18 protein-coding genes are annotated in these 24,193 nt (G+C 71.1%); 9 read left to right on the top strand and 9 right to left on the bottom strand.

Annotated features, from left to right (window positions below; genetic code table 11):
* Positions 1–616: 616 nt before the first annotated feature.
* Both M3Q35_RS42665 and M3Q35_RS42660 read right to left on the bottom strand, forming a co-directional pair.
* Complete coding sequence (locus M3Q35_RS42665) at positions 617–1,528, bottom strand: DUF2637 domain-containing protein (RefSeq protein WP_273938280.1); 912 nt, start codon at positions 1,526–1,528, stop codon at positions 617–619.
* Between the two features lie 431 nt (positions 1,529–1,959).
* Positions 1,960–3,132 (bottom strand): MFS transporter, encoded by a 1,173-nt coding sequence (locus M3Q35_RS42660; protein WP_273938279.1) that lies wholly within the window; start codon positions 3,130–3,132, stop codon positions 1,960–1,962.
* A gap of 80 nt (positions 3,133–3,212) precedes the next feature.
* On the opposite strand from M3Q35_RS42660, the gene M3Q35_RS42655 reads away from it, so the two are divergent.
* Positions 3,213–3,770, top strand: coding sequence for a CGNR zinc finger domain-containing protein (locus tag M3Q35_RS42655; RefSeq protein ID WP_273938278.1), 558 nt, complete (start codon positions 3,213–3,215; stop codon positions 3,768–3,770).
* Between the two features lies 1 nt (position 3,771).
* Here M3Q35_RS42655 and M3Q35_RS42650 read toward each other — a convergent pair whose 3' ends face one another.
* Both M3Q35_RS42650 and M3Q35_RS42645 read right to left on the bottom strand, forming a co-directional pair.
* Complete coding sequence (locus M3Q35_RS42650) at positions 3,772–4,308, bottom strand: GNAT family N-acetyltransferase (protein ID WP_273938277.1); 537 nt, start codon at positions 4,306–4,308, stop codon at positions 3,772–3,774.
* 447 nt (positions 4,309–4,755) lie between these two features.
* Entirely contained in the window at positions 4,756–5,739 is a 984-nt protein-coding gene (locus tag M3Q35_RS42645) for a zinc-dependent alcohol dehydrogenase family protein (RefSeq protein WP_273938276.1), read from the bottom strand.
* A gap of 126 nt (positions 5,740–5,865) precedes the next feature.
* On the opposite strand from M3Q35_RS42645, the gene M3Q35_RS42640 reads away from it, so the two are divergent.
* The 4 genes from M3Q35_RS42640 to M3Q35_RS42625 all read left to right on the top strand — a co-directional run bounded on the left by M3Q35_RS42640 (position 5,866) and on the right by M3Q35_RS42625 (position 10,012).
* Entirely contained in the window at positions 5,866–6,282 is a 417-nt protein-coding gene (locus M3Q35_RS42640; protein WP_273938275.1) for a hypothetical protein, read from the top strand.
* A 71-nt stretch (positions 6,283–6,353) separates the two neighbouring features.
* On the top strand, positions 6,354–7,112 hold the full coding sequence (locus tag M3Q35_RS42635; RefSeq protein WP_273938274.1) for a DUF3626 domain-containing protein: 759 nt from the start codon (positions 6,354–6,356) through the stop codon (positions 7,110–7,112).
* Positions 7,113–7,401: 289 nt separating this feature from the next.
* A complete protein-coding gene (locus M3Q35_RS42630) occupies positions 7,402–8,799 on the top strand; it encodes an FAD-binding oxidoreductase (protein ID WP_273938273.1) in 1,398 nt (465 codons plus the stop codon).
* Between the two features lie 154 nt (positions 8,800–8,953).
* Positions 8,954–10,012 carry a glycosyltransferase gene (locus M3Q35_RS42625; protein ID WP_273938272.1) on the top strand — a complete coding sequence of 353 codons (1,059 nt, stop codon included), beginning with the start codon at positions 8,954–8,956 and terminating at the stop codon, positions 10,010–10,012.
* On the opposite strand, the gene M3Q35_RS42620 is transcribed toward M3Q35_RS42625, so the two are convergent.
* From M3Q35_RS42620 to M3Q35_RS42610, 3 genes are all read right to left on the bottom strand, one after another.
* The gene (locus M3Q35_RS42620; RefSeq protein ID WP_273938271.1) at positions 10,009–13,455 is read right to left on the bottom strand and encodes an ATP-binding protein; all 3,447 of its coding nucleotides are present in this window, start codon (positions 13,453–13,455) and stop codon (positions 10,009–10,011) included. The genes M3Q35_RS42625 and M3Q35_RS42620 overlap by 4 nt on opposite strands.
* 41 nt (positions 13,456–13,496) lie before the next feature.
* Positions 13,497–16,952 (bottom strand): ATP-binding protein, encoded by a 3,456-nt coding sequence (locus M3Q35_RS42615; protein ID WP_273938270.1) that lies wholly within the window; start codon positions 16,950–16,952, stop codon positions 13,497–13,499.
* A 233-nt stretch (positions 16,953–17,185) separates the two neighbouring features.
* Positions 17,186–17,353: a hypothetical protein gene (locus M3Q35_RS42610; RefSeq protein WP_273938268.1), complete on the bottom strand. Its 168-nt coding sequence runs from the start codon at positions 17,351–17,353 to the stop codon at positions 17,186–17,188.
* 134 nt (positions 17,354–17,487) lie between these two features.
* On the opposite strand from M3Q35_RS42610, the gene M3Q35_RS42605 reads away from it, so the two are divergent.
* From M3Q35_RS42605 to M3Q35_RS42590, 4 genes are read left to right on the top strand one after another with little or no spacing between them, the layout of a single operon-like run.
* Positions 17,488–19,374: a helix-turn-helix transcriptional regulator gene (locus M3Q35_RS42605; protein ID WP_273938267.1), complete on the top strand. Its 1,887-nt coding sequence runs from the start codon at positions 17,488–17,490 to the stop codon at positions 19,372–19,374.
* Entirely contained in the window at positions 19,371–21,773 is a 2,403-nt protein-coding gene (locus M3Q35_RS42600) for a helix-turn-helix domain-containing protein (RefSeq protein ID WP_273938266.1), read from the top strand. Before M3Q35_RS42605 ends, M3Q35_RS42600 begins: the two co-directional genes overlap by 4 nt.
* 59 nt (positions 21,774–21,832) lie before the next feature.
* Positions 21,833–22,435, top strand: coding sequence for a helix-turn-helix transcriptional regulator (locus tag M3Q35_RS42595; protein WP_273938265.1), 603 nt, complete (start codon positions 21,833–21,835; stop codon positions 22,433–22,435).
* A gap of 46 nt (positions 22,436–22,481) precedes the next feature.
* Positions 22,482–23,120, top strand: a complete 639-nt coding sequence (locus tag M3Q35_RS42590) for a response regulator transcription factor (protein WP_273938264.1) — start codon at positions 22,482–22,484, stop codon at positions 23,118–23,120.
* 78 nt (positions 23,121–23,198) lie between these two features.
* Here M3Q35_RS42590 and M3Q35_RS42585 read toward each other — a convergent pair whose 3' ends face one another.
* Together M3Q35_RS42585 and M3Q35_RS42580 are read right to left on the bottom strand one after the other, a co-directional pair.
* Positions 23,199–23,564, bottom strand: a complete 366-nt coding sequence (locus tag M3Q35_RS42585) for a hypothetical protein (protein ID WP_273938263.1) — start codon at positions 23,562–23,564, stop codon at positions 23,199–23,201.
* Between the two features lie 9 nt (positions 23,565–23,573).
* A complete protein-coding gene (locus tag M3Q35_RS42580; protein ID WP_273938262.1) occupies positions 23,574–24,179 on the bottom strand; it encodes a type VII secretion system-associated protein in 606 nt (201 codons plus the stop codon).
* Between the last annotated feature and the right edge of the window lie 14 nt (positions 24,180–24,193).

Raw genomic sequence — 24,193 nt, 5'->3', positions numbered from 1 at the left:
GCTGCCTGCGCTCGAATTCATTCCGCGCGGCGATGTCCGGGTTTCGATCCTCGCCGGCCGTGAGCGGTCGGCGCTGACCGCGATCCGAGCACCAAACGACGTTCGGGCCGGCTTTGCGATCCTCACCGGTGCCGGCGGGCCCGTGCTGCTGGATTCGCTGATGACGACCTACAGCGGGTCTCTGCGATCCTCACCGGCTGCGGTCGGCCGGTGCTGCCGCGAAAAACCACAGTTTCCTGCGCGACGAACGTGTTGCGATCCTCACCGGCCTCGGAGGGCCGGTGCTGCCGTCTACGGGAGTAGGGCACTCCTGTCCTCCTCGGTTGCGATCCTCGCCGGCCACGGGCGGTCGGCGCTGGCTCAACGAACGCGTGTACCACCCGGAAGCCGGGGGTTGCGATCCTCGCCGGCCGCGGGCGGTCGGCGCTGGACGCACGTCACCACGATTCCCTGCTCGCGCAGGGATGTTGCGATCCTCGCCGGCCGCGGGCGGTCGGCGCTGGCCTGCGCCACCAGGCCATATCTCAAAACGACGGCGCAGCGCGCCGCTATGATCTCAACCTATGAGATGACACGCCAGGCCCAGGTTCGGAACCTCCCGGCGTGTCGACCGACGCTACAGGTTCCGAAGAGCGTCGCGATCGGCTGCCTTCTCCGCGCCGATGCCGAGGTGCTTTCGGACCGTCTCGGCGGAGACAGGCCGGCCATGATGAGCCCAGTGGCGCTGGTTGAGTTGTACGACCTCGTCGAGCTGATCCTGATCGACGCGTGCCGGCGTGTCTTGCTGGAATTCGACATCCCCGACCGGACCGGCCACCTCACCGACCAACGGAGCGGTATCTGGACCCGACGTCAGCGCAGCTACCGTGGCATATGCCTCGTCGAGGAAGACGCCGCTCCGCAGCATCCAGACAAGATCAGCAGGAACGCACCGCGCCCAAGGACGCCCGTACCGCACTCGCAACTGGGCGACGGCACGCCGGAGTGTCAGCTCGGCGTCGAGCGCGGCGTGATAGCTGGTGACCTGCCAGAGAGTCATGCGCCGCCACAAGAGCCAGGTCCGCGACGGCGACAACAGCCAACGAAAAGTCGGAATCGGATCCAAGGAATTGGACCTGGCGACACCCAGCCGCCGAAGCAATGCCGCCCGGCCGGCCTCCACCATCGCCAGCAACATCACCGGCGCCGCCGCGTGCAGACCAACCGCGACCAAATCCGGCCACCCGGCGACCGCGTTGGCCACAACCGTGCCCACCGTCAGCACGCGAGACAGCTGGCGCAGCCAACCCAACGGCTGCGCAGTCCAGGCGAGCAGTAGGTCGAGCACGACGGCACCGATCAGACCGCCGTCGATGCCCACAGGCACCAGGAACGGGAGCGGTAGCCCTCTTTGGTCAGCCTGCTCACGAATCGTCTCGTACGACCCGGCAGCGCCGTAACAAGCGAGCGCCAAGCCCAGGACAATAGCGAACACAATCACAACGATCTGACAGCGGCTGAGCCGTTGAGTCCGGTCCGGCACGTTCATCGCGTCGACCTCGGTCCAGAGCGACGCAGCAAGGCAACGGAACGCGTCAACCGCCCCATCGCTCGGGAAGCCTGACCGTCGATTCGGAGGGCGAAACGCCCTGACCCACGGTCCCCGGCAAAGGCCAGATGCGAGCCCGAGGGGAGCCCGAGCGTCATGACCCCGGGCGACACAGCGCGGCAGTGGGCGACAGCACGACTCCGACCGAAGTAGATCGGACGTGCCGTTTCGGTACGAGGCGACATCACGCATCACCCTGCGGCAGGCCGAGATCGTGACTCTTAATCAGCGGGTTCGGGGTTCGAGTCCCTGGCGCCGCACTTCCCACACCCAGATCGACCTTCGCGTCGGCCTGGGTGTTTTTATTTCCACGCCGTCCATTGTGGACTTCCGAAACGGCCGTGCCTTGGTCGCGACGTTGCGGCCCACATCTAGCGGGTGGCCGGGCGGAGTGCGAACGCGCCCGCCGCGACGAGCAGCACGAGCAATGACGGAATGCCCAAAGCCTGTGGCAGGCCGACGATCGTGCTGGCGCCGCCGATGAGGATCGGCCCGATCAGGAAACCCGCGTAGCCCATGCTGACCACCTGGGACAGGGCCTGGCCGGCGCGGGCGGGATCACGGTTGCCGGCGGCCGAATACACCTGCGGCGCGATGCACGACATGCCCGCGCCGAGGCAGCCGAAGCCGATGACGGCCGCGATCGGCTGGTTGACCAGCAGCGCCGCGGTCAGGCCGACCGAGGCCACGATGCCGCTGATCCGCACCAGCAGCACCGGCCCCAACGCGGCGACCAGACGATCGCCGACCAGCCGCCCGGCCGTCATCGTGATCGAGAACGCCGCGAACGCCGACGCCGCGAAACCGGCTGTGGTGTGCAGGTTGTCCCGCAGGTACACGGCGCTCCAGTCGGCGGCGGTGCCCTCACCCACCAGCGCGAACATCGCCAGCACGCCGAGCAGCAGCAGGTCGTGGCGCTGCCGGAAACCCTGGCGGGGCTGGATTTGCGGCCGCTCTGCCGGAATCCGCGCACTCGCCGGCAGCGCCCACAACGTCGCCCACACCGCCAACGCCATCACCAGCGCGGCGGTCGCGAGGAACGTCGTGCCGGCGCTCAGGTCGGCCTGCGCGAACAAGCCGCCGATGCCGGCCCCGAGAAAACCGCCGATGCTGTACACGGCGTGGAACGACGACATGATCGGCCGGCCCGACGTGCGCTGCACCTCGATCGCGTTGGCGTTCATGGCAATGTTCAGCGTGCCGTGGACCGCGCCGAACAACAGCAACGCCACCACGAGTGTCGGCAGGCTCGGCACGAACGCCGGTGGGATCAGCAGCAGTCCTTCCAGGACCGCCGTCGGCACCATGACCCTGGTGCTGCCGAACCGATCCACGAGCCGGCCCAGCACCACCATGCCCAGGATCGCGCCGACCGCGAAGGCCAGCAGCGCGATGCTCAGGCTGCCGTCGCTCAGCCCCAGACCGGCTTTGACGGCCGGGATGCGGCTGGTCCACGTGCCCAGTGCCGTGCCGAACAACAGAAACAGCAGGGAGGTGGCCACTCGCGCACGCAGCACCACCGCCCGGCGCTCGACATTGACCATGCCCTCCCCCAGCTGATGGCGTCACCGGCAGCTTAGCCGAGGTGGCCGTTTTCGCCGTAATGGGCTTTACACTTTAGGCCATGTCGACTAGTGTCGGTTCGATGGGCGACCATATCCCGGAGTCGGCGGCCGCGGTCGTGGAGCTGCTCAACTCGCGGCCCCATGCCACGCCGGTGCTGCCGGACACGCTGGCCGACCTCGAGTCGGCGCGGCCGGTGATCGAGCGGTTCGGCGACGTCCGCTACGAGGCGGCGTCGGCGCGCACGCTGGCCCGGATCCGTGAGCTTCGAGCGGACCTGCTCGACACGGTGATCGCCGAGGACACCGACGCGGCGTGGACGCGGTTCACCGAGCAGGTGGCCTCGGTGCGGTTTCGACAGGTGTTCGCCGGCCCGGACACGGTGACGCTCGAGCAGGAGTCGGGCAGCTCGATCATCGGCGGGATCGTGCTGGCGGTGCGCGAGTTGGTCGCCAGCAACACGTGGGGCCGGATCCGCGTCTGCGCCAACGAGGAATGCGCGCACGCGTTCTACGACACGACCCGCAGCCGCACCCAGCGGTGGCACTCCTACGAGGTGTGCGGCAACCGCAGCAATGTGGCCGCCTACCGTGCCCGAAAGGGTGCACCGAAGCCCTGACTCAGGCCCGTGGTGTCCACTCGTCCGTGAGCAGGCCGAGGATGGCTTCGTCCGCGTATTCGCCGTACACCCAGGCCGAGCGCCGCAGCGTTCCCTCGCGCGTGAACCCGGCGCCGGCTGCCGCCGCGAGCATCGCGGCGTTGTCCGTGAGAGTCTCGAGCTGGAGGCGCTGAAGTCCGCGCACGGCGAATCCGTACTCGCACAGCACGCGCAGGACGTCGACACTGAGCCCGCGGCCGCGGAACGCCGGCCGCAGCGCCATCCCGATGTGCGCCATGCGGTTGTGGGTGTCGATGCCCCAGAGCAGGGCCTCGCCGGCCAGCTCCTGCGACTCCAGCTCGACCACGGAGAAGCACGCCGCCTCGTCCGACGGCCCGGTCACGACGAACGGCGACTGGTCCGAACCCGGCGGGATCGGCCGCCACGGACGGGTGTCGGCGCGCGACCGGGTGGCCACGTCGTCGTACAGCTCGGAGTGGAGCACGGGGACATCGCTCTCCTGCCGGGCCCGCAGCCCGATCTTCTTGCCACGTATCACCAGGCATGACTATCCGAGGGGTGACAGCCGGGCAACCGCGTTTCGACGGGCCGGCGGGGTTCCGGGCGCTGACTTCCGGGGCCCCCGCGGGTTCCGGGCTCCGACTTCCGGGGCCGGAGTTCCGACCCCGGCGGCGGGGTTCCGGACTCCGAGCACCCGGGGCTGGAGTTCCGTGCGCCGACCCCGGGAGCCGAGTTCCGGACGCCGACCCCGGGCCAGAGTTCCGGACGCCGACCCTCGGGACCGGAGTTCCGGCCGCCGACTTCCGGGCCGGCGGGATTCCGGACTCCGACTTCCGGGGCCGGAGTTCCGACCCCGGCGGCGGGGTTCCGGACGCCACTCTCGGCAGGCCGGTGGGTTTCCCGGCGGCCCGGCCTGCGCCGGGCGACCCCATTCGGGCCACCCGGCGCTTGAAAATGACCGGTCGTCTCACTCCGTCGAAAAAAATTAGTCGAAGGTGAAGAGCACCTTGCCGACACGCTCCGGCGAAGCGTTGCGGGCGAAGGCATCCGCGAACTGGTCGAGTGGGAACGTGGAGTCGACCGGCACCGCGATCGCGCCGCTGCGCACCAGTTCGGCCAGCTCGCCGAGCACCTGTTCGACCTCCTCCGCGGACGCGCTGAGCAGCCACGCCCCGACCCACACGCCGTGGTGCGAGACGTTCCGGAACACCACGTCGCCCAAGGGAAGCACCGGCGCCGTCCCGGTTACCGACGAGTAGCTGAGCACCGCGCCGCCGTTCTCCAGCGCCCCGGCCAGCACACCGACGGTCTCCGTCGCGGCACCGTCCAGCACCAGCCGCAACCGCTTGTCTCCCAACACTTCCGCGATCTGCGCCGTGAGGTCGTCGCCCTCGATCAGCACGGCATCGGCACCCAGCTCACGTGCCGCCGCCGCGGCCGCCGCGCTGCGGACCACGCTCAGCGTCTTCACGCCGGCCGCCTTGTTCAGTGCCACCACGCTCGCCGCCACTGCCGAGTTGCCCAGGTTCTGCCCGACCCAGTCGCCCGGCTTAAGGTCCGCGTGACGCTTCAGCATCAGGTACGCCGTCGCCGGGTTGATCACCAACATCGCCAGCTGCTTGGCGTCGACGCCTTCCGGCGCGACGACCACGTCCGCCGCGCGCACCACGATCTCGTGGCCCCACGTGCCGCCATATGGTGAGCGCAGCACCACTCGGCGGCCGACCAGTTCTCGCTGCACTGCCGCGCCCGCCGCCGTCACCCGCCCGACTCCCTCCGAGCCGAGCCGCTGCGGCAGCGTCGGCTGGATCGGGTACCAGCCGTTGGCGAACAGCGTGTCCACCGGGTTGATCGGCGCCGCCTCCATCCGGACCAGCACCTCGTCCGGGCCGACCGCGAGGTCGGGATCCTTGTCCAGGCGGGCGTTCGCCGCGTAGTCGCCGATCCCGGCCAGCACCAGCTGAGCCATCGTTGTCTCCCAAGGTCCGTAATGGTCTATCCCTGAACTCCGATTACCGACTCTAGGCGCGGCCGCGCCGCCTGTAAAGGTCTATATCGGATAGCCGCTGTCACAGCGGGCCGCTAGGGTGGCGGCATGGCATCCGCTCCGTTCGCCACCGTGCGAACAACGGCCGCCCGGGGACTTGTCAGCCTGTACGGCGACCAGGTCGACGTCTTCGACAACTCGGCACTGCAGGGTGAGCCCGGGGCGCTGGTCACCGGCAATGGCCTCGAGCTGTGCCTACGCGGTTCAGCTCAGTACGCCGAGGTCACCGTCACCTGCACCACCGACGGCACCGGGACAGGTGAGCCGACCGGCACGCGGACACTGGACCTGCCGACCGGCAGCATCGTCGTGGCCAACGGCGACGCCGCCGCGTTTGGGCCGTTTCCCGTGCCGGCCGGCGGCGGGCTCTACCGCGTCGACGTCTACAACGTTGACTGCCGCGACGACTACCTCGCCGTGTTCACCAGGCTCGGCGACTCGCCCGACAAGGATGAGGACGACTGAGCACAGCGGACCGGGCCATCGCCCACGTCACATCACTCGCGACGGGCGAGCCGGCGGATCCGTCGTTGCGGGTGACGCTGCACTTTCACCCCGATCGGCTCGTGGCCGGCCTGCCGATCCTGGAGCTGATGGCCCGTGACGGCGTCTACCGGTCGCAGTTCGAGACCGGGACCAGCAACGGGGGCCTGACCGCGCATCCCGGCGGCGACCGCCGGCGGTGGGAGAGCCGGATCTTCGCCGGGACGTACGACGACGGACCGGCGACGGACCGGCCGAAGTACGGATCGCTCAACTTTCGTCGCCGCCGGGTCGGCGGCTCATCGCGCTTCGGGTCGGCCCACCTCCGCCTGGCCGATCACACGCTGGCCGGCACCACGTTCTGCTACCCGGACAGCGTGTTCGAGCCACGACACTTCGGCGTGGCATCGACGCTGTCGACGCTGATCGCACTGGCCGAGGCGGATGACAAGGATCCGCTCGACGACTACATCGAAGCCCACGTGCACGGTGTGGTCGACCTCCGCCGTGATGTCGAAGCGCTGGTCCTCGATCCGTGCTACGAGGGCACCTCGACCGAATCCGCGGCCCGACGGCTGGGTTGCCCCATCGAATGGCATGACGGGTTCAGCCTGCCCACGGCCGAGCTGCGCCGGCACCCTGAGTACCGCGGGCCCGAGTTCGTACGTCTCGGCGTGTCGCTGGCTCGCGATGGCCGCCTCGATCCCCGCATCATCGGCGATGCGTCGCGCACCGGCCTCCACGACGAGCAGGCCCTCAAACGGGTCTGGCACTACGTGGCCAGATTCGGCACACCGGAGCTGGGGGCATAAATGGCGAGGGTGGTTCCGATTTGGGGGATCGGAACCACCCTCGAGGGGCGCCGTATCACGCTCCAACAGTTACGGTAGGCCGGTCAGAAACGCCGGACAACACAGGGCGTCCAATTGGGCAGCTGCCGCTGCACGGACCATCACGGTTAGCACGAAATCCGGGAACGTCAACCTCAAATCCCGCCATCGACCCCACTTTTTGCGACGTGCCAAACCCGGCCGACAGGCGTTCAGGCAGGCATGACTACACCAAAAGCCGATTCAAAGAATCGGCACATATCGTGTCGCCATGACCATTCATAATTCTTCACTGCCGCCGTTGCTGTCCGATGACGTCGAATCCCTCGCGGTGGCCGGTTCTGTGCTCCTGCCCGGCACGGCCGGATACGACGAGGAACGCACCGTCTTCAACCTGAACCACGAGCTGGCGCCGGCGTTGATCGTGGTGGCGGAGAACGCGGCGGACGTCCAGGCGGCGGTCGCCTTCGCGGCGGCGCGCGGCCGCCCGGTCCTGGTGAAGACCACGGGCCACCAGATGGTCGATCCGGCCCGCGACGCCGTCGTGATCGCCACGCACCGGCTGAACGACGTGATCATCGACGTGGAGCGACGGACGGCCCGGGTCGGCGCCGGCGCGCTGTGGTCCGAGGTCATCGCTGCCGCGGCCAAGGACGGCCTGGCCCCGCTGAACGGCTCGAACCCCACGGTCGGCGTCTCCGGCTACACCCTCGGCGGCGGCCTCAGCCCGACCCTCGGCCGATCCCACGGTTATGCCGCCGACCACGTGCGCTCGCTCGACGTGGTGACCGCGGACGGCCGACTTCGGCATGTCGACGCCGGGTCCGAACCCGAGCTGTTCTGGGCACTCCGCGGCGGCAAAGGCAATTTCGGCGTGGTGACCGCGCTGGAATTCAGCGTGTTCCCGGTGTCACGCATCTACGGCGGCGGACTCTATTTTCCCGGCGAACGGATGGCCGACGTGCTGCGGGCGTGGACCGCCTGGCTCCCGGACATCCCGGAGACCATGATCTCGTCGTTCGCCGCCCTGCGCCTGCCGCCGCTTCCCGAACTCCCGGAACCGTTGCGCGGCATCTTCTCCGTGACGTTGCGGTTCGCCTACAACGGCACCGCCGCCGACGGCGAGCGGATGATCGCGCCACTGCGGGCGATAGCGCCGACAATCATGGACACCGTGCGGGACATGCCGTACACCGAGGTCGCGTCGATCCACGACGAGCCGACCGAGCCGCTGCCCTATTACGAACGGGGAATCATGCTGCGGGAGTTCCCGGAAAGCGCGCAGGACAAGCTGATCCAGCTCGTCGGCCCCGAATCCGACACCACCATGTGGATCGCCGAGCTGCGCGCCCTCGGCGGGGCGTGGGACCGCGAACCCGCCGTGCCCAACGCCGTCGCGACCCGGGGCCTGCCGTACAGCCTGTTGGGCGTCGAGGTCGGTCCGCGGCCCGAGCAGGCCCGGCTCCGGAAGTCCATCGCCGCGCTGCTCGACGGCATGGCCCCTTGGCAGGGCGACCGTCGGCTGGTGAACAACCTCGCCCCCGAGGAGGCCGGCGACGCCGCCGCGGTCTACGGCCCCGAGCGCTACGCGCGCCTCGCGGCCGTGAAGAAGAGCTACGACCCGACGAACATGTTCCGGATCAACCACAACGTGGCGCCGGCCGTCTGAGCTGGGGCAGCGGCAGGGCTGGGCGTCCGGTCCGTGAGGGAAACCCCTGGTGTGCGGCGAACGGCGGTCGCGAAGTGCATCTGGGCCGCACAAGGGTGGGAGGGTGCGCGGGGAAGGCGAGCCCTCGACCGACGGACCGCCGGGGAGTGCCGGGATGCGAGTGTTGCTGTCCACGATTGGAGGTCGTGGCGAGGTGCAGCCGCTGCTGGCGCTCGGGGTGCGGCTGAGGGGCATGGGCCGGCAGGTGAGGGTGTGCGCCCCGCCGGACTTCCACGGCCTGGCGGCGGAGCACGGACTGGGGTTCACCGCGATCAGCCGAGAGCCGCGCGACGGAGCCTGCTGGCCGATGGAAGACCTGGTCCCAACGCTGCTGGCAGAGCAGTTCACGGCGCTGGAGGAAGCGGCGAAGGGCTGCGACGCGATCGTGGCGGCTAACCAAGGGCAGGTGGCGGCGCGCACGGTGGCGGAGAGCCACGGGGCGAGGTATCTGCACGTGGCGAGGAGCCCGATCAGCCTGCCGTCACGGCATCACGCGCCGCAGGGCCGGCAAGAGCCGGGCGAGAACCAAGCGTGGTGGCAGCGGGCGGCCGAGCAACGGAACACGGTGTGGCGCAAGGCGTTGAACGAGCTCCGGGCCGAGCTGGGCCTGCGGCCGGTGGACGACATCACACGCCACGTGCTGACCGACCGTCCGCTGCTGGCGGCGGATCCGGTGCTGGCGCCCTGGCCGGGAGCGGGCTTGGACGTCCGGCAGACGGGTGCCTGGGTGCTGCCGGACCGACGGCCACTTCCGCCCGAGACAAGGGAATTCCTAGCGGCGGGCGAGCCGCCGGTCTACATCGGACTCAACGGCGCGACACCGCCGAAGAACCGCAGGGTGATCACGCCGCCGGTCGACGGGGCGAACACGGTCGACAACGGCAACCGCCAGGCGCTGTTCTCCCGCATGGCGGTGGTGGTGCACCACGGCGAGCCCGGCACCACGACCACGGCGGCGCGCGCGGGCGTGCCGCAGGTGGTGGTTCCCCGTACCGACGACCAGTTCTACTTCGCGCAGCGCGTGCAGCGACTCGGGATCGGCGTAGCCGACCCCGAGTCGCTGACCGACGCGATCGACCACGCCCTCACGCCGGACGTGACGGCGCGGGCCCGCGCGCTCGCCGCGCGCATGCGGTCGGACGGCACCTCCATCGCCGCCCTCTACATCCGCTAAGGGGACACACCGGCGGCGATCAGACGGGCGGTCGCGCGCCGTACGCCCCACGACGCGCCGAGCGCGGTGAACTGCCGGACGGCGCGGCCATGGGTGTCCAGGGCGTCCTCACGCAGTCCGGCCTCGGCCAACAGCACGGCGGCGTCCTCCAGAGCCAGGGCGGCCTCGACGGTGCGCCCCACGCCCTCGTAGTGCTCGGCGGCAGCCAACGCGGCGGTGGGGTCGCGGTCGATGAGCGCACGGCAGCGTGAGGCGGCCACCGTGGCACGCGCGGGCACGGTCTCCCGCCGCGCCTCCATCTCGCAGACCTCCAGTGCCCGACGGGCGATGTGCTGCTTGCCGGCCTGCAAGGCGATGCGCACGGCGTCGGGCAACCACTGGTGCCGCAGCATCATCGGCGCGTACCGCTCGTCGAGCACGTGCGTGAGGGCGATGAGCGCGGCGTCGTGCTCACCGTCGCGTTCGGCGGCGAGCGCCTCGGCCATGATGAGGAAGTCGCAGTTCTCCCGGTCCGCGGAGGTCAGCAGCGGCAGCTCGTCGGCCGCGGCGAGGTGTGCGGTGACCACGTCGCCCTCGTCACGCAGCACGGCGATCAACGCGGCGACACCGTGCAGCAGCAACACCATGGGGCCGCTCTCCCGCAGCCCGTGGAACGCCATGTCCAGACCGCGGGCGTCCACGACGGCGGCGAGCGTGCGCATGGCCTCGCCCCAGCGACCGGTCCAGAAGTGGTTGACCGCAGTCGCCACGGGGAGCCCCGTGGGCAGCCGGTCGCGGCGCATGAGCTCCTCGGCCGCCCGTAACGTGTCGTCGGCCTCGGCCAGCCGGTCGAGGTTCTGTAGGCTGAACACGCGGTTGTCGAGCAGGCTGAGCTCGAGGTGCGCGAGCTCCGTGTCGGGCTCGGCTTCCTCGATCACCCGCCGCGCCTCGTCGACCAGACGCAGCGCCTCGGCGTGGTCGCGCTCGATGCTCCGGAACAGCCACAGCATCTCCAGCGCGTACGCCCGGGCGAACGGGTCACCGACGACCTCGGCCCGGCGCACGGCCTCCCACGCGACGGCCTGGCCGGCGTCGAGCTCACCGAGCCCCATCCCCAGCCGTCCGGCCAGCAGCGCCTGACAGCGCGCCCGCCACACGTCGGACGCGTCCGTGCCCTCCACGGCCGACCGCAGGACGTCCACGCCCTCCTTGGCCAGCCCACGGCGATACAGCGCGCAGCCGAGGATCCAGTACATCTCCCCCGCCAGCTCCGGATCGCGCGTGGCGGTCAACACCGCGCGCGCCTCGTCTTCCGGCGACTCCCCCAGCCAGTACGACACACGGGCCAGGTCCACGGTGACGCCTTGCAGCCGCGGATCGGACGGCACGGCCCCCGCGACGACCCGTCGCAGCAGATCGACGCCGATCTCCGGCGCCTGCGCGGCGACCTGACGCCCGTACGCGAAGACCCAGCCGACCGTCCAGCCGTCCACGGCCAGCGGCGCGGCGGCGAGCTGCCGGGCCACGGTGTCGACCGACGCCCCGGCGCGGTCCAGCTGCTCGGCCGCCTGCCGGTGCATCGCGGCGCGCACGGAGTGCGCGATGCGCTCGTACAGCACCTGGTGGATCAGCGGGTGCCGGAACGCGATCCGCCGCCCGCCACGGAACAGCACGCCGGCGGCGATCGACTCGTCGACCGCCGCGGTGAGCTCGCCCACCGGCCGCATCAGCACAGTGGCCAGGTCGTCGATGCCGAAGTCGATCCCCAGCAACGCAGCGTGCTGCAACAGGTCCACGGCGGCCGGTGACAGCACCCCGAGGCGGTGTTCCAGCGCCGACACGAGCGAGACCGGCGTGACGGCGTCGGTCGAGGTGCCGGCGTCGGCGGTACCGGCGGAGACGTGCACGGCGTTGTCACGGACCAGGGCGTCGACCAGCTCCTGCACGTAGAGCGGGTTGCCGGCGGCGCGGTTGGCCATACGCCGCAGGCCGGGCCCGGGGGCCGCGCCGACGATGCCGGCCATCAGCCGGTTGACGGCGTGGTCGGACAGCGGCGGCAGTCGCATCATGGTGCCGCCGTAGCGGCTCACGGTGTCGCGCATGCTCTCCAGCGCCACCGTCTTCGGCGCGGGCCGGCAGGTGCTGACGAGCAGCAGCGGCTGCCGTGCGGTGGCGCGGGCCAGGCGGTTCCAGACCAGCATGCTCGGCTCGTCGACCCACTGCATGTCATCGATGACGATCGCGACCGGCCGCTCGGCGCACAGCTCGTGCACCAGGTCGACGAGGATGTCCACGGCGACAAGGCCGCTGCTGGCCCCGCCGAGCAGGGTCGGGCTGGTCGAGGCCTTGGCGATCAGCTCGGCCGCGTGCGCTCGACGCGGGTCGGCCGAGTCGACGTCGACGGACAGGCATTCGAGCATGGCGCGCAACGGAAAACGCTGCGCCAACTCGTCACCGCAGGCCCAGCAGACCTCGACCGGCGCGGTGTCGAGGTCGTGCAGGCCGGCGGCGATCAGCTCGGACTTGCCGATGCCGGGCTCGCCGTCGATCCACACCGCGCGGCCCTGCCCGGCGACCAGCTCGGACACCGCCGCGGAGAGCTGCACGGCCTCGGTCTCCCGGCCGACGAGCACGCGGGCCCGCGCCCGCGGCCGCACCGGCCGCGGGGCCGGCGGCTCAGGCTCGGTCGGACCGTCCAGCGCCGGCGCGTTGGCCAGGATCTCCTGATATATGCGCGACAATTCGGTCCCGGGCTGCGCACGGAAGTCGTCGGCCAGCAGCTGCCGGGCCTGCTGGTACTGGTCGAGCGCGTCGGCCTGCCGGCCGCAGCGGTACAGCGCGATCATGAGCAGCCCGCGCAGCCCTTCGTGCAGCGGGTCCTGGCCGACCAGCGCAGTCAGCTCCGGCACGAGCTCGGCGTGGCGGCCCATCTCCAGCAGCGCCGCCGACCTGGTCTCCAGCAACGTGGAGCGGGTAGCCAACAGCCCTCGCCGGCACGACACCGCGAACGGGCCCGGCAGCCCGCTGAGCGGCTCGCCGCGCCACATGGCCAGCGCCTCGTTCACGAGGTTCACGGCCGTCTCGGGATCGCCGCCGCCGAGGGCGGTCGCCGCGCGGTGCGACAGCGACTCGAACGCCGTCGCGTCCACGGCGTCGGCGCCGAGAACGAGGCGGTACGAAGTGCCGTCGGAGGGCAGCGTGGCGCTCACGGAACGGTTGGAGCGCGCCGGTTCCAGCACGCGGCGCAGGCCCGAGATGTACGTGAAGACGCTGCCACCGGCGGTCGCCGGGGCCTCGTCGCCCCAGACGGCCTCGATCAGCTCCTCACGGGACATCCGGTCGCCGTTGCGGAACACCAGCGCCGTGAACAGCGCGCGCTGGCGCGCCGGGCCGAGCTTGACCTCCTCACCGCCGCGCCACGCGCGCAGCGGGCCGAGCACTTCGATCCGCAAATCCTCGGCCACGGTGCCCCTTCCCCAGTCCGGCGGCGTGACGGTTCAGCTGACTAGTTCGCGATGCCGGCGGTCCGACTGGTGAGCTCGGAGCGGGAGCGGACGTCCAGCTTCTGCATGATGTGGGATATATGCCATTGCACGTCGCGGCGCGGCAGCGCCAGCTCGCTGGCGATCTCCGGGTTGGCCTTGCCGGTGGCGACCAGCGTGGTGATCCGCCGCTCGATGTCCGACAGCGCGTGCCAGCCGGCGACGATCGGCTGCCGTGCCTCGTCGTCCTGCGCGCGGACGCCGTGCCGGCGCATGGCCTCCACGGCTCGTGAGATGTCGGCGGCGGCGCCGAGTTCGGCGTAGATCGTGAGGGCCTTGCGCAACTTCAGGTTGGCCGTGGCGGCGCGACCCCGCTCGGCCAGTGCCGTCGCGGCGTCGACCAGCGCGTCCGCGCCCTCCACCAGCCGTCCGACATCGGTGAACCGTCGGGACACGACCAGCAGCTCGTCCGGATCGCGGTCGACCAGCGCCTGGCACCAGCGCAGTGCCCAGTGCGCCCGCCCCGGCTCCCGTTCCCGGCCGGCCTCGACGCGCGCGGCATCGACGGCCGCGTCAACACGCTGCGCGTCGCCCGCCTCGACCCCGAGGCGGACCGCCAGCGGCAGCCACTGGTGGCGCGGCATCGCCCAGCCGTAACCCAGGTCGGCCAGCGGATCGAGGTGCTGCTGGCCGTCGACGAGCGCCCGCGCGGCCAGCAGATAGTCGCTGCCTTCTTCGTCCTTGCGGTCGCTGATCGGGTACGCGTCGAGAACGCGCAGCCGTTCCCGCGCCCCGGTGGTGTCACCGCGCCGCGCGGCGATGAGCGCGGCGAGGCCGTGGTGCCGCAACACCGTGGGCCAACGCGGGTCCGTGCCGGAGAACAGGGCGCTCTCGGCGACGCCGAGCTCGGTCACCGCCTCGTCCCAGCGCCCGAGCCAGTAGTGGTGCACGGCGGTGGCGACGTGCTGGCGTGCGATGAGGTGGGACTTCCGCTGCGCCACAGTGCGCATCTGTGCCAGCGCCGCCGACGCCTCGGTCAGCCGGTCGAGGTTGTCGAGCGTGACGGCGCGCTTCTCCAACAGGTCCATGCGGTAATCGGACAGGCCGGCGGTGACCGCGAGCGCACGGTCCACGTGGCGTAGCGCGGCGGCGTGGTCGCGACGGACTGTGTCGACGTACCACAGTTCGCCGAGGGCTTCCGAGATGGCGAAGGGGTCGGCCACGGCGACGGCGTACGCCAGCGCAGCGGTCGCACTCCGCTTCACGGCGGCGATATCGGTGGCCGTGTCACGGTCGAACTGCACCAGCGACGTCCGGTAGCGGGCGCGCCAGTGCGCCGGCAGAATCCGGTCGCGCGCGGCCGCTTCGAGCCGCGCCCGCGCCGCCGCCACGGCACCGAAGTGGTGGTCGAGCAGAGCGAGCACGCAGTGCATCTCACCGGCGATCTCCACGTTCACGGTGCTGGCCAGCAGCTCCGCGACGTCTGCGCGCGGGTCCTGTCCGAGGTCGCACAGCAGCCGGATGCGCTGCACCGCAAGCTGCTCACGCTCGTCCTGCGGCAGCGAGTGGTCGGCGACCGCGCGTGTGAGTAGCTCGGTCGCGACGTGCGGCACCGTGAAACCGACGGCCTCGGCGTTGGCCAGCAGCCAGCGATACGCCCACTGGTCGACCGGCGGCACCGCCTGGGCCAGCTGCGTGGCGACGCGCTCGACCGGCGCGCCGGCCTCGGCCAGCGCCTCGGCGGCCTGGCGGTGGCGCGCCGCTGGCTCGCTGTCCAGTAGCTGCTGTCGCACGGCCTCGTCACGAAAAATGAGGCTGTCTCGTATTTCGACCAGCACGCCGGCGGTGGTGGCCTCCTTGATGGCACCGGCCAGCGCCGCCGGCGGTACCCGCATCACCGTGGTCAGCTCGCCGGCCGAGAAGTCGGCGCCCAGCAGCGCGGCCCAGCGCAGGGCGTTCCGCGTGCTCGCGGCCAGCGAATCGAGCCGTCGTACGGCAATCCCGGACGCCACCGCCGCCATGTCGGGTTCGACGCCGACCGCGTCGAGTATGTCGTTGATGTCGCGCGGGTTGCCGGCCGCGGTGGCCAGCAACGTCGAGTCGCGGAACCGGCCGGCGGCCAGTTCGGCGACCTCATCGCAGGTCAGGGGGTCGAGCAGCAGCAGGTGCCCGTCGATCATGCGGACGGCGTTGTGCAGGCGGGCGAGTTCGGGGCCGGCGGTGCGGCAGGTCGCGACGAGCAGCAACGGGAGGTGGCTGGTCAGCCGCGACAGCCGTGTCCAGGCCAGCAGGTCGGTGTCCCGGCCCAGGTGGAGATCCTCGACGATCAGCACAACAGGGCCGCGCCGGCACGCCTGCTCGGTCGCGGCGAGCAGGCGACCGACCGCCTGTTCGTCAGCCAGTGCGTCGCCCCGCGCCCAGACGACGGTGTCGGCGGCGAAGGCCTTGGCCAGCAGGGCGGACTTGCCGATGCCGGCCTCGCCCTCGACCCACACGCACGCGCCCCGCCCGGCGTCGAGGTCGGCCAGCAACCCGGCCAGCCGCGCCAGCTCGGGCCGGCGGCCGACGAAGGCTGGTGGCACGGCCGGTCGGCCCCGGTTCAGCGCGGCCAGGTAGTCGACGGTCGCAGGGGCCCGACGCGGCATCCAGGTGGTGGCCCCGATGTCCTCGGTCGACAGCGGCGCGCCGTCCAGGATCTTGCCGCGCAGCCGCTGTAGCGCCGGGCCCGGGTCGATGCCCAGCTCGGTGTCCAGGACCGCGCGCGTCTCGTCGAACAGCCGCAGCGCGTCGTCGCGGCGGCCGGTCCGGTAGAGCGCGGACATGAGCAGCCCTCGCGCGCCCTCACGCAGCGGGAAACGAGCGACCAGGTCGGCCAGGCCGTCGGTCGCGTCGACCTGGCGGCCCAGTATCAGGCCCAGCGCGGCCCGGCGTTCCAGGGCGGTGGCCTTCAGCTCGCCCAGCCGCGCCCGGTACAGATCGGCGAACGGCACGGCCAGCCCGTCCAGGCCCTCGCCGTGCCACAGGCCGACCGCCTCGTCCAGGGCGGTCAGCGCCGCGTGCAGGTCGCCGTTTTCCCAGCTCCGCCGGGCGTCGCGCTGGAGTTGGCCGAACCGGAGCTCGTCCAGCTGGTCGGGGTCGAGGGCCAGCGAATAGCTCGACTCGATGGTGGTGAGCACGGCGTCGGGCCGCTCTCCCGGCAGCGTCAATGCCTTGCGCAGGCCCGAGACATAGGTGTGCAGAATGCCGACGGCTTTGGCCGGCGGCGCGTCGCCCCAGATGCCGTCCACGAATTCGGCGCGGGCCACCGCCGTGGTGGCGCCGGCGGCGAGGATGGCGAAAACCGCGCGGCGACGCGCGCTGCCGAGATCGATCTCCGCGGCACCTCGCCAAGCCCGAACGGGACCCAGCAGTTGGATCCGCAGCCGGGTTTCCGTCGAAGTCCCCGGTATCCGCTCCGGGTAGGCGCTTCGACATTCCATGACCGGTTCATCGTAGCGGCCGGCGGGGTGCCGGACCACTGCCGGATGGCGCAAGAAAGGAACGTGAGTTCCCGTCAGGCCACCAGGAATGGTACCGCGGTGAAACGTCGTCTGCCCGAAATGACAGCTATCAGACGCCGGTCGCGCGCCGGTCGCGCCGGATCGTTCACATCGGCGAACCGCCGGCACGCGCCGAATTCCCGGTGATCGCCCGAATACCGGCGCGGCACCGTTCAGTTTATTCTCGTGTCCTCCACCACAATCACCGGCCGCGCGGTCACCGCCGCGTTCTCCTCGGCCGCCAGCTCGGCCTCCTGCTCCCGCACGATCCGGTCCAGCACATCACTGATCTCGTGAAACGTCTCGTCCATGGTCACGGCCACCACAATGTCGAGCACCACTTCACGACCTCTCATCGTGGCTCGTTCGGGCAGTGTCGGTGGACGCCCGTCACCGGCGACGCCGTGTCATCAGCTCGCTCGCCGCACGATGGATCAGCAATCCGGGAACTCTTGTGGGGAAGTGTGGTGTGCGCATGTCGACGATCTGCGGCCGGGACGCCGAGTTGTCCGCGCTCGATTCGGCATTCGCCGGCGTCGGCCCGCGGCGTCATGTGCTTGTCGTCATTCGCGGCGCCCGCGGCATCGGCAAATCAGCGCTGCTCACGGCGTTCTCCAGACGCACATCCGATGCGCTGGTGCTGTCGGCGGCTTTTCGGGACGCCGTGCCGCCGTGGGACGAGTTCGGCGCGACGGCGGTACTGGCCATGACGCACCGGCACTTTGAGGAATTCGCTGAGCGACGCCTCGCCGCGTCCGTGGAGGCGGTGCGCGGATTGACCCGGCCGCTGACCTACCGGTCGCCGGAGGGACGGGCGGCCCTGCTCACCGAATTGGCCCGGCTGTTCGCCCGCCTTTCCCGGCAGCGGGAATTCGTGCTGCTGGCCGACGATGTCGATGCGCTGCCAGCCCAGGCGTTGGCCGCGCTCTGCCCGCCGCGATCGCTGATCGTCGCGACCTGTACGGACGATGCCGGGCTCGGCCGCATGGCCGATCACGTGCTCGATGTGGGTCCCCTGCCAGCGGAGTTCGTCGGGCCGCTGCTCGCTCGCGCGACCGGCGCCGCGTTCGACGAGTCCACGCTGCGCCGCCTGTTCACGGCCCTCGGTCCGCTGAGCCGTCATCCGGCGACGCTGTTGTCCACCGTGGATGAGCTACGCCGTGACGGCCGGCTCGCCGTCGTACACGGCCGCACGTGCATCACAGACGACAAGCCCGTCCTCGTACCGGCTCAGCTGTGTGACTTCGACGCGGTCGCTCGCCACCTGCTGGCCATGGCCCCGTTCAACCTCGACGACCTGCCGCTGCTGGTCGACGGTTCGCTGGCCGAGTACGGCAGCACTGTCGACGAACTCGTGCGCCGGAACGTGCTCGCGTGCGATGCCGATGGACGGGTCACGTGCCCGGTTCCCGCGCTGGCCTCGCGGGTGATTTTCGAAAATGGCTCACCCGAGCCAACCGCCGAGCCGGTGCGGGTGCCGGCTCGGCATACCGGTTTGGTGCACGACTTCCGAACCGGCGACTGGACCGCCGTGCTGGCCGCGGCCCGACGACTGGAGCTGGGTCCGTCCACCGAGCTGCTGCGGATGGCCCGCCTGCTCGCCGCCGAGGTGTGCACGGAACAGGGCGACGAACGCCAGGCCATGGCGTGGCTCAAAGCCGGGCCCACGGACGAGCGCCTGGCCGTGCTCCGGGCGTGGGTGGAGAGCGGCCTTCGAATGCGCCTCGGTGAGCATCGCGCCGCGTTCGACCTCGGTTGGCGGGCCCACTGTCAAGCCCAGGGCACGCTTCCCGGCCGCAAGCGCCTACTCATGCGACTAATCGTCATCGCCGTCCTCGACGGCGACCACGACCGCGCTGCCATGGTCCTGAACGAGATCACCGACCCGTCACTCGAACTGTTCGCGCGGTCAGCCATCCAGCACGACCTCGACGGCCTTCACGAGTACGCCGACCTCGCCCGCCTCCGCGGCCACCTCCCCGAACTCCTCACCGTGTGCCTGCTGGCCGGCGGTCTCGCGCCCGAGCCCCGTCCTTGGCTGCACGAGGCCCACGAGATCGCCACCCGCCTCGGCGCCCGCCCCCTTCGCGCCCGCGCTCGCGACCTCATGCGCCTACGCGGCGTCTCCACACCTCGCCGCGCTGCCCAGACCGCCACCGCTTTGTCCGCCACCGAGCTACGCATCGCCACCCTCATCCGACACGGCCGCACCAACCGCCAGATCGCCGTCGCCCTCCAGATGAGCGAGAAGACCGTCGAGTACCACCTGTCCCGCGTCTTTACCAAAACCGGCGCCCGCACCCGCGTCGATGTCGCCACCGCAATGGTCAAATGCCGCAGCGTCGAGGCGATCAGCGCATGAGCGCGAAGGAGATCGCACGGCTGGTCGCGAGCGGCGCGCCGCTGGTCGCGGTGGTCGGTGCGGCGGGCGCGGGGCACGAGGTGCTGCTGGAGCAGCTGCGGCCGGCGCTGGACAGGACGCTGACGGTGCAGTGCTCGCCGCATCCGCTCGGGGCATCGCTGCGGGCGCTGCTGTCGCCGCTTACGCAACGCGGGGCCACGCCGGCGGACCCGCTGAGGTGGACGAACGCGGGGCTGCTGGCAGCGGCCTCGCCCATCGCCGCAGAGCACGCTGCGGCGGCGATTGTTGCGGCGCTGCGGCGCGTGGACGTGCACACGCTGCTGATTGAAGACGCGCACCTGCTGGACGACGACTCGGTAGCGGTGCTCGCCGCGATGGCGCAGCTGCCGGACAGCGGCGTGACCTGTGTGTGCGTGGCGGAGCTGCCGGCGACCGCAGCGCGGTCGACGGTGCAAAGGCTGTGGCGCGACGGGCTGGCGCGAGTGCTGGTGCTGAGACCGCTGGGCGCGGCCGACACCGTGACGGCGGCGCGGGTGGCATTGCAGGCACGGCCGTCGGCTGAGTTGGTAGCGCGGCTGCGGCAGTTGTCGGGCGGGCTGGCCGCGCTGCTGTTGGAGGCCCTCAACGCGGTGGCGCGCGGCGACGCTGTGTCGTTCGCGGCCGGCCGTGCGCATCTAGCCGGGCCGGTCAGTGCCACGCTGCCGGCGGACCATCCGCTGCTGGCCACGCTTCGGCGGGACGACTGGCCGGTAGTGAAGGCGATCGCGGTGCTGCACCCGCTCGGCGACACCCTGCCGGCGACGGTCGCCGGAGCCCTGGGGACGTCGCAGGACGCGGTCCTAGCGGTGCTAGATCGCCTGCGCAGCACGGGAGTGCTGCGCCGTGACGGGCGGTTCCGAGCGGAGATGGTGGCGGCGACGATCACCGCGCAGCTGGGGCCGTTCGAACGACGGCAGCTGGCCCGCGCGGCCGTGCTGGCAGTGTGGGACGGGGCCGTTGTCGACACGGCCTACTACGCGGACCGCTTGGCCGAAGCGGGCCGGCTCGTCGACCGCGAGCGGGCGTGCACCGAGCTCCTCAAGTGCGCTGAGGCCGTTGGTACCGAGCGGTGGCTGCTGGCCGCCGCCGACATCACGGCTGACGACCGGCGGCGGCAACGCATCCTCGTCCAGTACGCGCGTGAGTGCTACCAACAGCGCAAATACGAGGAGAGCCTGCGCACCGCCGAACGCGTGGTGCGCGACGGCCTGCCCACCGAGGACCTCGACACGTTGACCCACATCACCGTGCTCGCCGGCCACGCGCGACCGGCCGCTGGTTATCTGAGTCGGCTTCTGCAAGCCCGTGAACACCTGATGCAAGGCCGCCGCAACCGGTTCGAGGACGACCTGGACGTCGTACCGGAGTCCGCCCTGGGCCAGTGGGACCGCCTGCACCTGCGTCTGCTCCCCGCGCTGTTGGGCGGCGACGCCGACGTCGTGGACAAGGTCCTCGCCGACGCACGGGGAGAGCGGCTGGCCCCGGCGCATCGCGCGGCGGTCGCCCTGGTGCGCGGAGACGTCAGTACCGGCGAGGATCTCGCCCGCCGCCTCGGCGACGCGTCCACCGACATCGCGCACACGCTGGTCCGGCATCAGACCGCCGTCCTGGCCCTCGCCCGTGGCCGCCTCACGTTGAGCCGCGACCTGCTGCGCGCGCCCGACACCGCCCTGCCCCACCTGCTGGATTCGGCGGAGGCGCGCATCGACCTGGCCTTCGGCGATCACGAACAGGCCCGTGCGCGGCTCAGGGAGGGGCTCAAGCGAGCCAGTGACGCGGTCCTGGAAACGGACCGGCTCTGGGCGCAGCTCGCCGAGCTCGCGTACCGACGCGGCGACATCGACGGGGCCATGCGCTGCTGCCGTGAAGCCGAGCGCATCGCCCGTGCGGCCGACTCCCCTGGCGCCCTGCTCCGCAGCCTGGTCGCCCGGGCCATCGTCGAACGTGACCTGGAGATCGCCGCCGCGGCGGCCGGGCTGGCTACGGATCGCGGGCAGCCGCTGGAGCTCGCGGACGTCGTTGGCCGGCTGGCCGCGCGCGGACTGGTCGATCCCCGGGCGCTGTTGCACGCGTACGAGGCGCTCGAGGAACTCGACGCGCTGCTGAGCCGGGCTCGGCTGCGCCACCTGATGCGTGAGCACGGCGTCGCGGTGCCAGGACGGCAGCAGACGCTGGCCGAGAACGAGCGGCTGCTAGCGGTGCTAGCAGCCGACGGCCTGACCAACCGGCAGCTGGCGACCGTGCTCCAGGCCACGGAGAAGAGCGTGGAGAGCCGGCTGAGCCGCCTGTTCACACGGTCCGGCTACAAGTCACGGGTCGAGCTGGCGGCGGCCGTGCACGCCGGCGAATATCCACGGTGAGAGGTCGTGAAGTGGCGCTCGCGAGACTGGTCCCCACAAGCCGAGAACTGGGGGCATCGATGCAGCGTTTCCGCGTGGCCGTGCAGGCTTCCGACCCGATCAGCCACACCGGGATCACCCGCTACCTGGCGTCCCGGCCGCAGGTGCGGCTGGTCGCGCCGGCCGAGGCCGATGTCGTCGTGCTGGCGCCGGCCCGGCTCGACCCGCAGAGCCTGGCGCCGCGACGGCGGGCGGCCCGCCCGGCGATACTCGTGACCAACCGGATCGGCGAGTCCGACCTGGTCAACCTGGTCGAATCCCGGATATCGGCGGTGCTGCCGCGGGTCGCGGCGACCGATCACCGGCTGCTAGACGCCATCGCGTCGGTGACCGCACGCCAGGGCGCCGCGCCGGACGATCTGCTCGCCGAGTTGGTGGCCCGCGCCGAGCACCTGCGGCACGAGGTGTTGGAGGCGCGCGGCCTGCGCATCGGCGACCTGGCGCCGCGTGAGGTGGACGTGCTGCGGCTGATGGCCGACGGCCTGGACACGGCCGAGATCGCGGAGAAGCTGTGCTACTCGCAGCGGACCGTGAAGAACATCATCCACGGCGTCAACAGCCGCCTGGGGCTGCGCAACCGGCAGCACGCGGTGGCGTTCGCCATGCGGACCGGCGTCATCTGACGCTCGGTTGAGCGACTGTGAAGTGCCGGCTCGCACACTGGATCCCATGATTCCGTCGCGCCCCGCACCCGCTGTCACTGTCGCCGTGCACGCCGCCGATCCACTGAGTGCATACGGCACCGCCGGCCTGCTCGACGGCGAGCACCGCCTGCGCGTGGTCGCCGACGCGGCCGAGGCGGAGGTCGTCGTCATCGTCGAGGAGACCGGCGAGGACGCCACGTACTCGTGGGTCCGCGCGATCCGCGAGCTGTCGCCGGCGCCGCGCTGTGTGCTCGTCACCGACGACTACCGCGCGGTGAGCCCGCTGATCGCCGTGGAGTGCGGGGTGGCGGCGGTACTGCCGCGCGAGGGCCTTCAGCCGGCGCGGCTGGTGCACGCCGTCCTCGCCGTGCACAGCGGCGTGGCGTTCCTGCCGCCGGCCATGCAGGGCGAGTTGCTCACCGAGCTTGCCCGCATGCGCCGTGACGTGCTCGAGCCCAACGGGCTGACCATGACCGGGCTCGGCGCCCGTGAGCGCGACGTGCTGCGGCTGCTGGCCGACGGCATGGGCACCGACGAGATCGCCGCCACGCTGTCGTACTCGGAGCGGACCGTGAAGTACGTGCTGCACGGCATGATGACCCGCTACCACCTCACCACGCGGGCCCACGCCGTCGCCTATGCGCTGCGCGCCGGCGTCGTATAGGTCGGCGGCGCGTCCAACTGGGGGTACGGACGCGCCGCCGACATGACTGCGAACCTGGCGGAGTCCGCAGAAGGCTGCTCAGAAGTTCACGGTGAAGTTCGCCGTGCCACCGACGAAGGTGCCGTGTGCATGGGCGGTCTCGTAGAAGCCGCCGCCGAACCAGTGGCCGAGGTTGATGGTCGCGCCGCGGTAGTTGGCCAGCACCACGATGAGCTCGCCACGCTCGTCCGGGCCCCAGCTGCTGCACTGCCCCGGCTGGACGACGGTGGTCTCCAGGCCGCCACGGTTGGGCCACTGCAACACCGCGGAGTAGTCGGCGCCGCCGTCGACGCACAGCGCCGCGCCACCGCCGGCCGGCGCGGCGTCGGCCACCGCGGGGGCCATCGTCAGCGCGACAACGGGCAGGGCCAGCGCGGCCGCGGCCTTGGCCACCAATGAAAGCATGTGATCTCCTCAGTCCTTTTCCCGGTGTGCCAACGACATTAGGGAGAAGTTGTCGGCAGCGGGCCGTCGCCGAGCCCGGGCCGCCGAGTTGTCGGGAAACCCCTCAGCAACAAGATCGTCGCCGAGCATCATGGTCTCGCGCAGGAAATCGCCGGTGAGCCGGACCGAGGCCGGGCCGCCCGGATTGAACAGCACGTCCACGCCGTCGGCCAGCAGTACCACCAGGTCGCCCAGATCGACGCGCCGCCAGCGCGGCGCACTGACCCGCTGTCCGTGCGGCTCGCCGCTGGCCACCACCACGCACGGCACGTCGTCCGGGGACGTCGTGACCAGCGGGCGGCCGTCGCCGTTCATGGCCAGGTCGAACAGGGAGTCGCGGAGCATCAGTTGGATGTGACGGGCCTCGGCCCGGCCGCGCAAGGCAAGGCGTAGCACCGCGTCCAGCGGATCCGACGGCGAATTCCCGTCCGTGGCAACGTACTGTGGATTGGACCGGAACTTGCCGACCGTGCCGTCCTCCACCGGCCACAGCCCGACGACCGCCTCGGCCGGCGGTGTGCCACGGTCGGGGTTCCAGGACGGGTCCATCAGTAGGAAGAAGTCCTGAGTATCCATGGGTTTCCCTCTGT

Source organism: Kutzneria chonburiensis (assembly GCF_028622115.1).
Lineage (GTDB): Bacteria > Actinomycetota > Actinomycetes > Mycobacteriales > Pseudonocardiaceae > Kutzneria > Kutzneria chonburiensis.
This window is presented reverse-complemented; position numbering and strand designations above follow the sequence as displayed.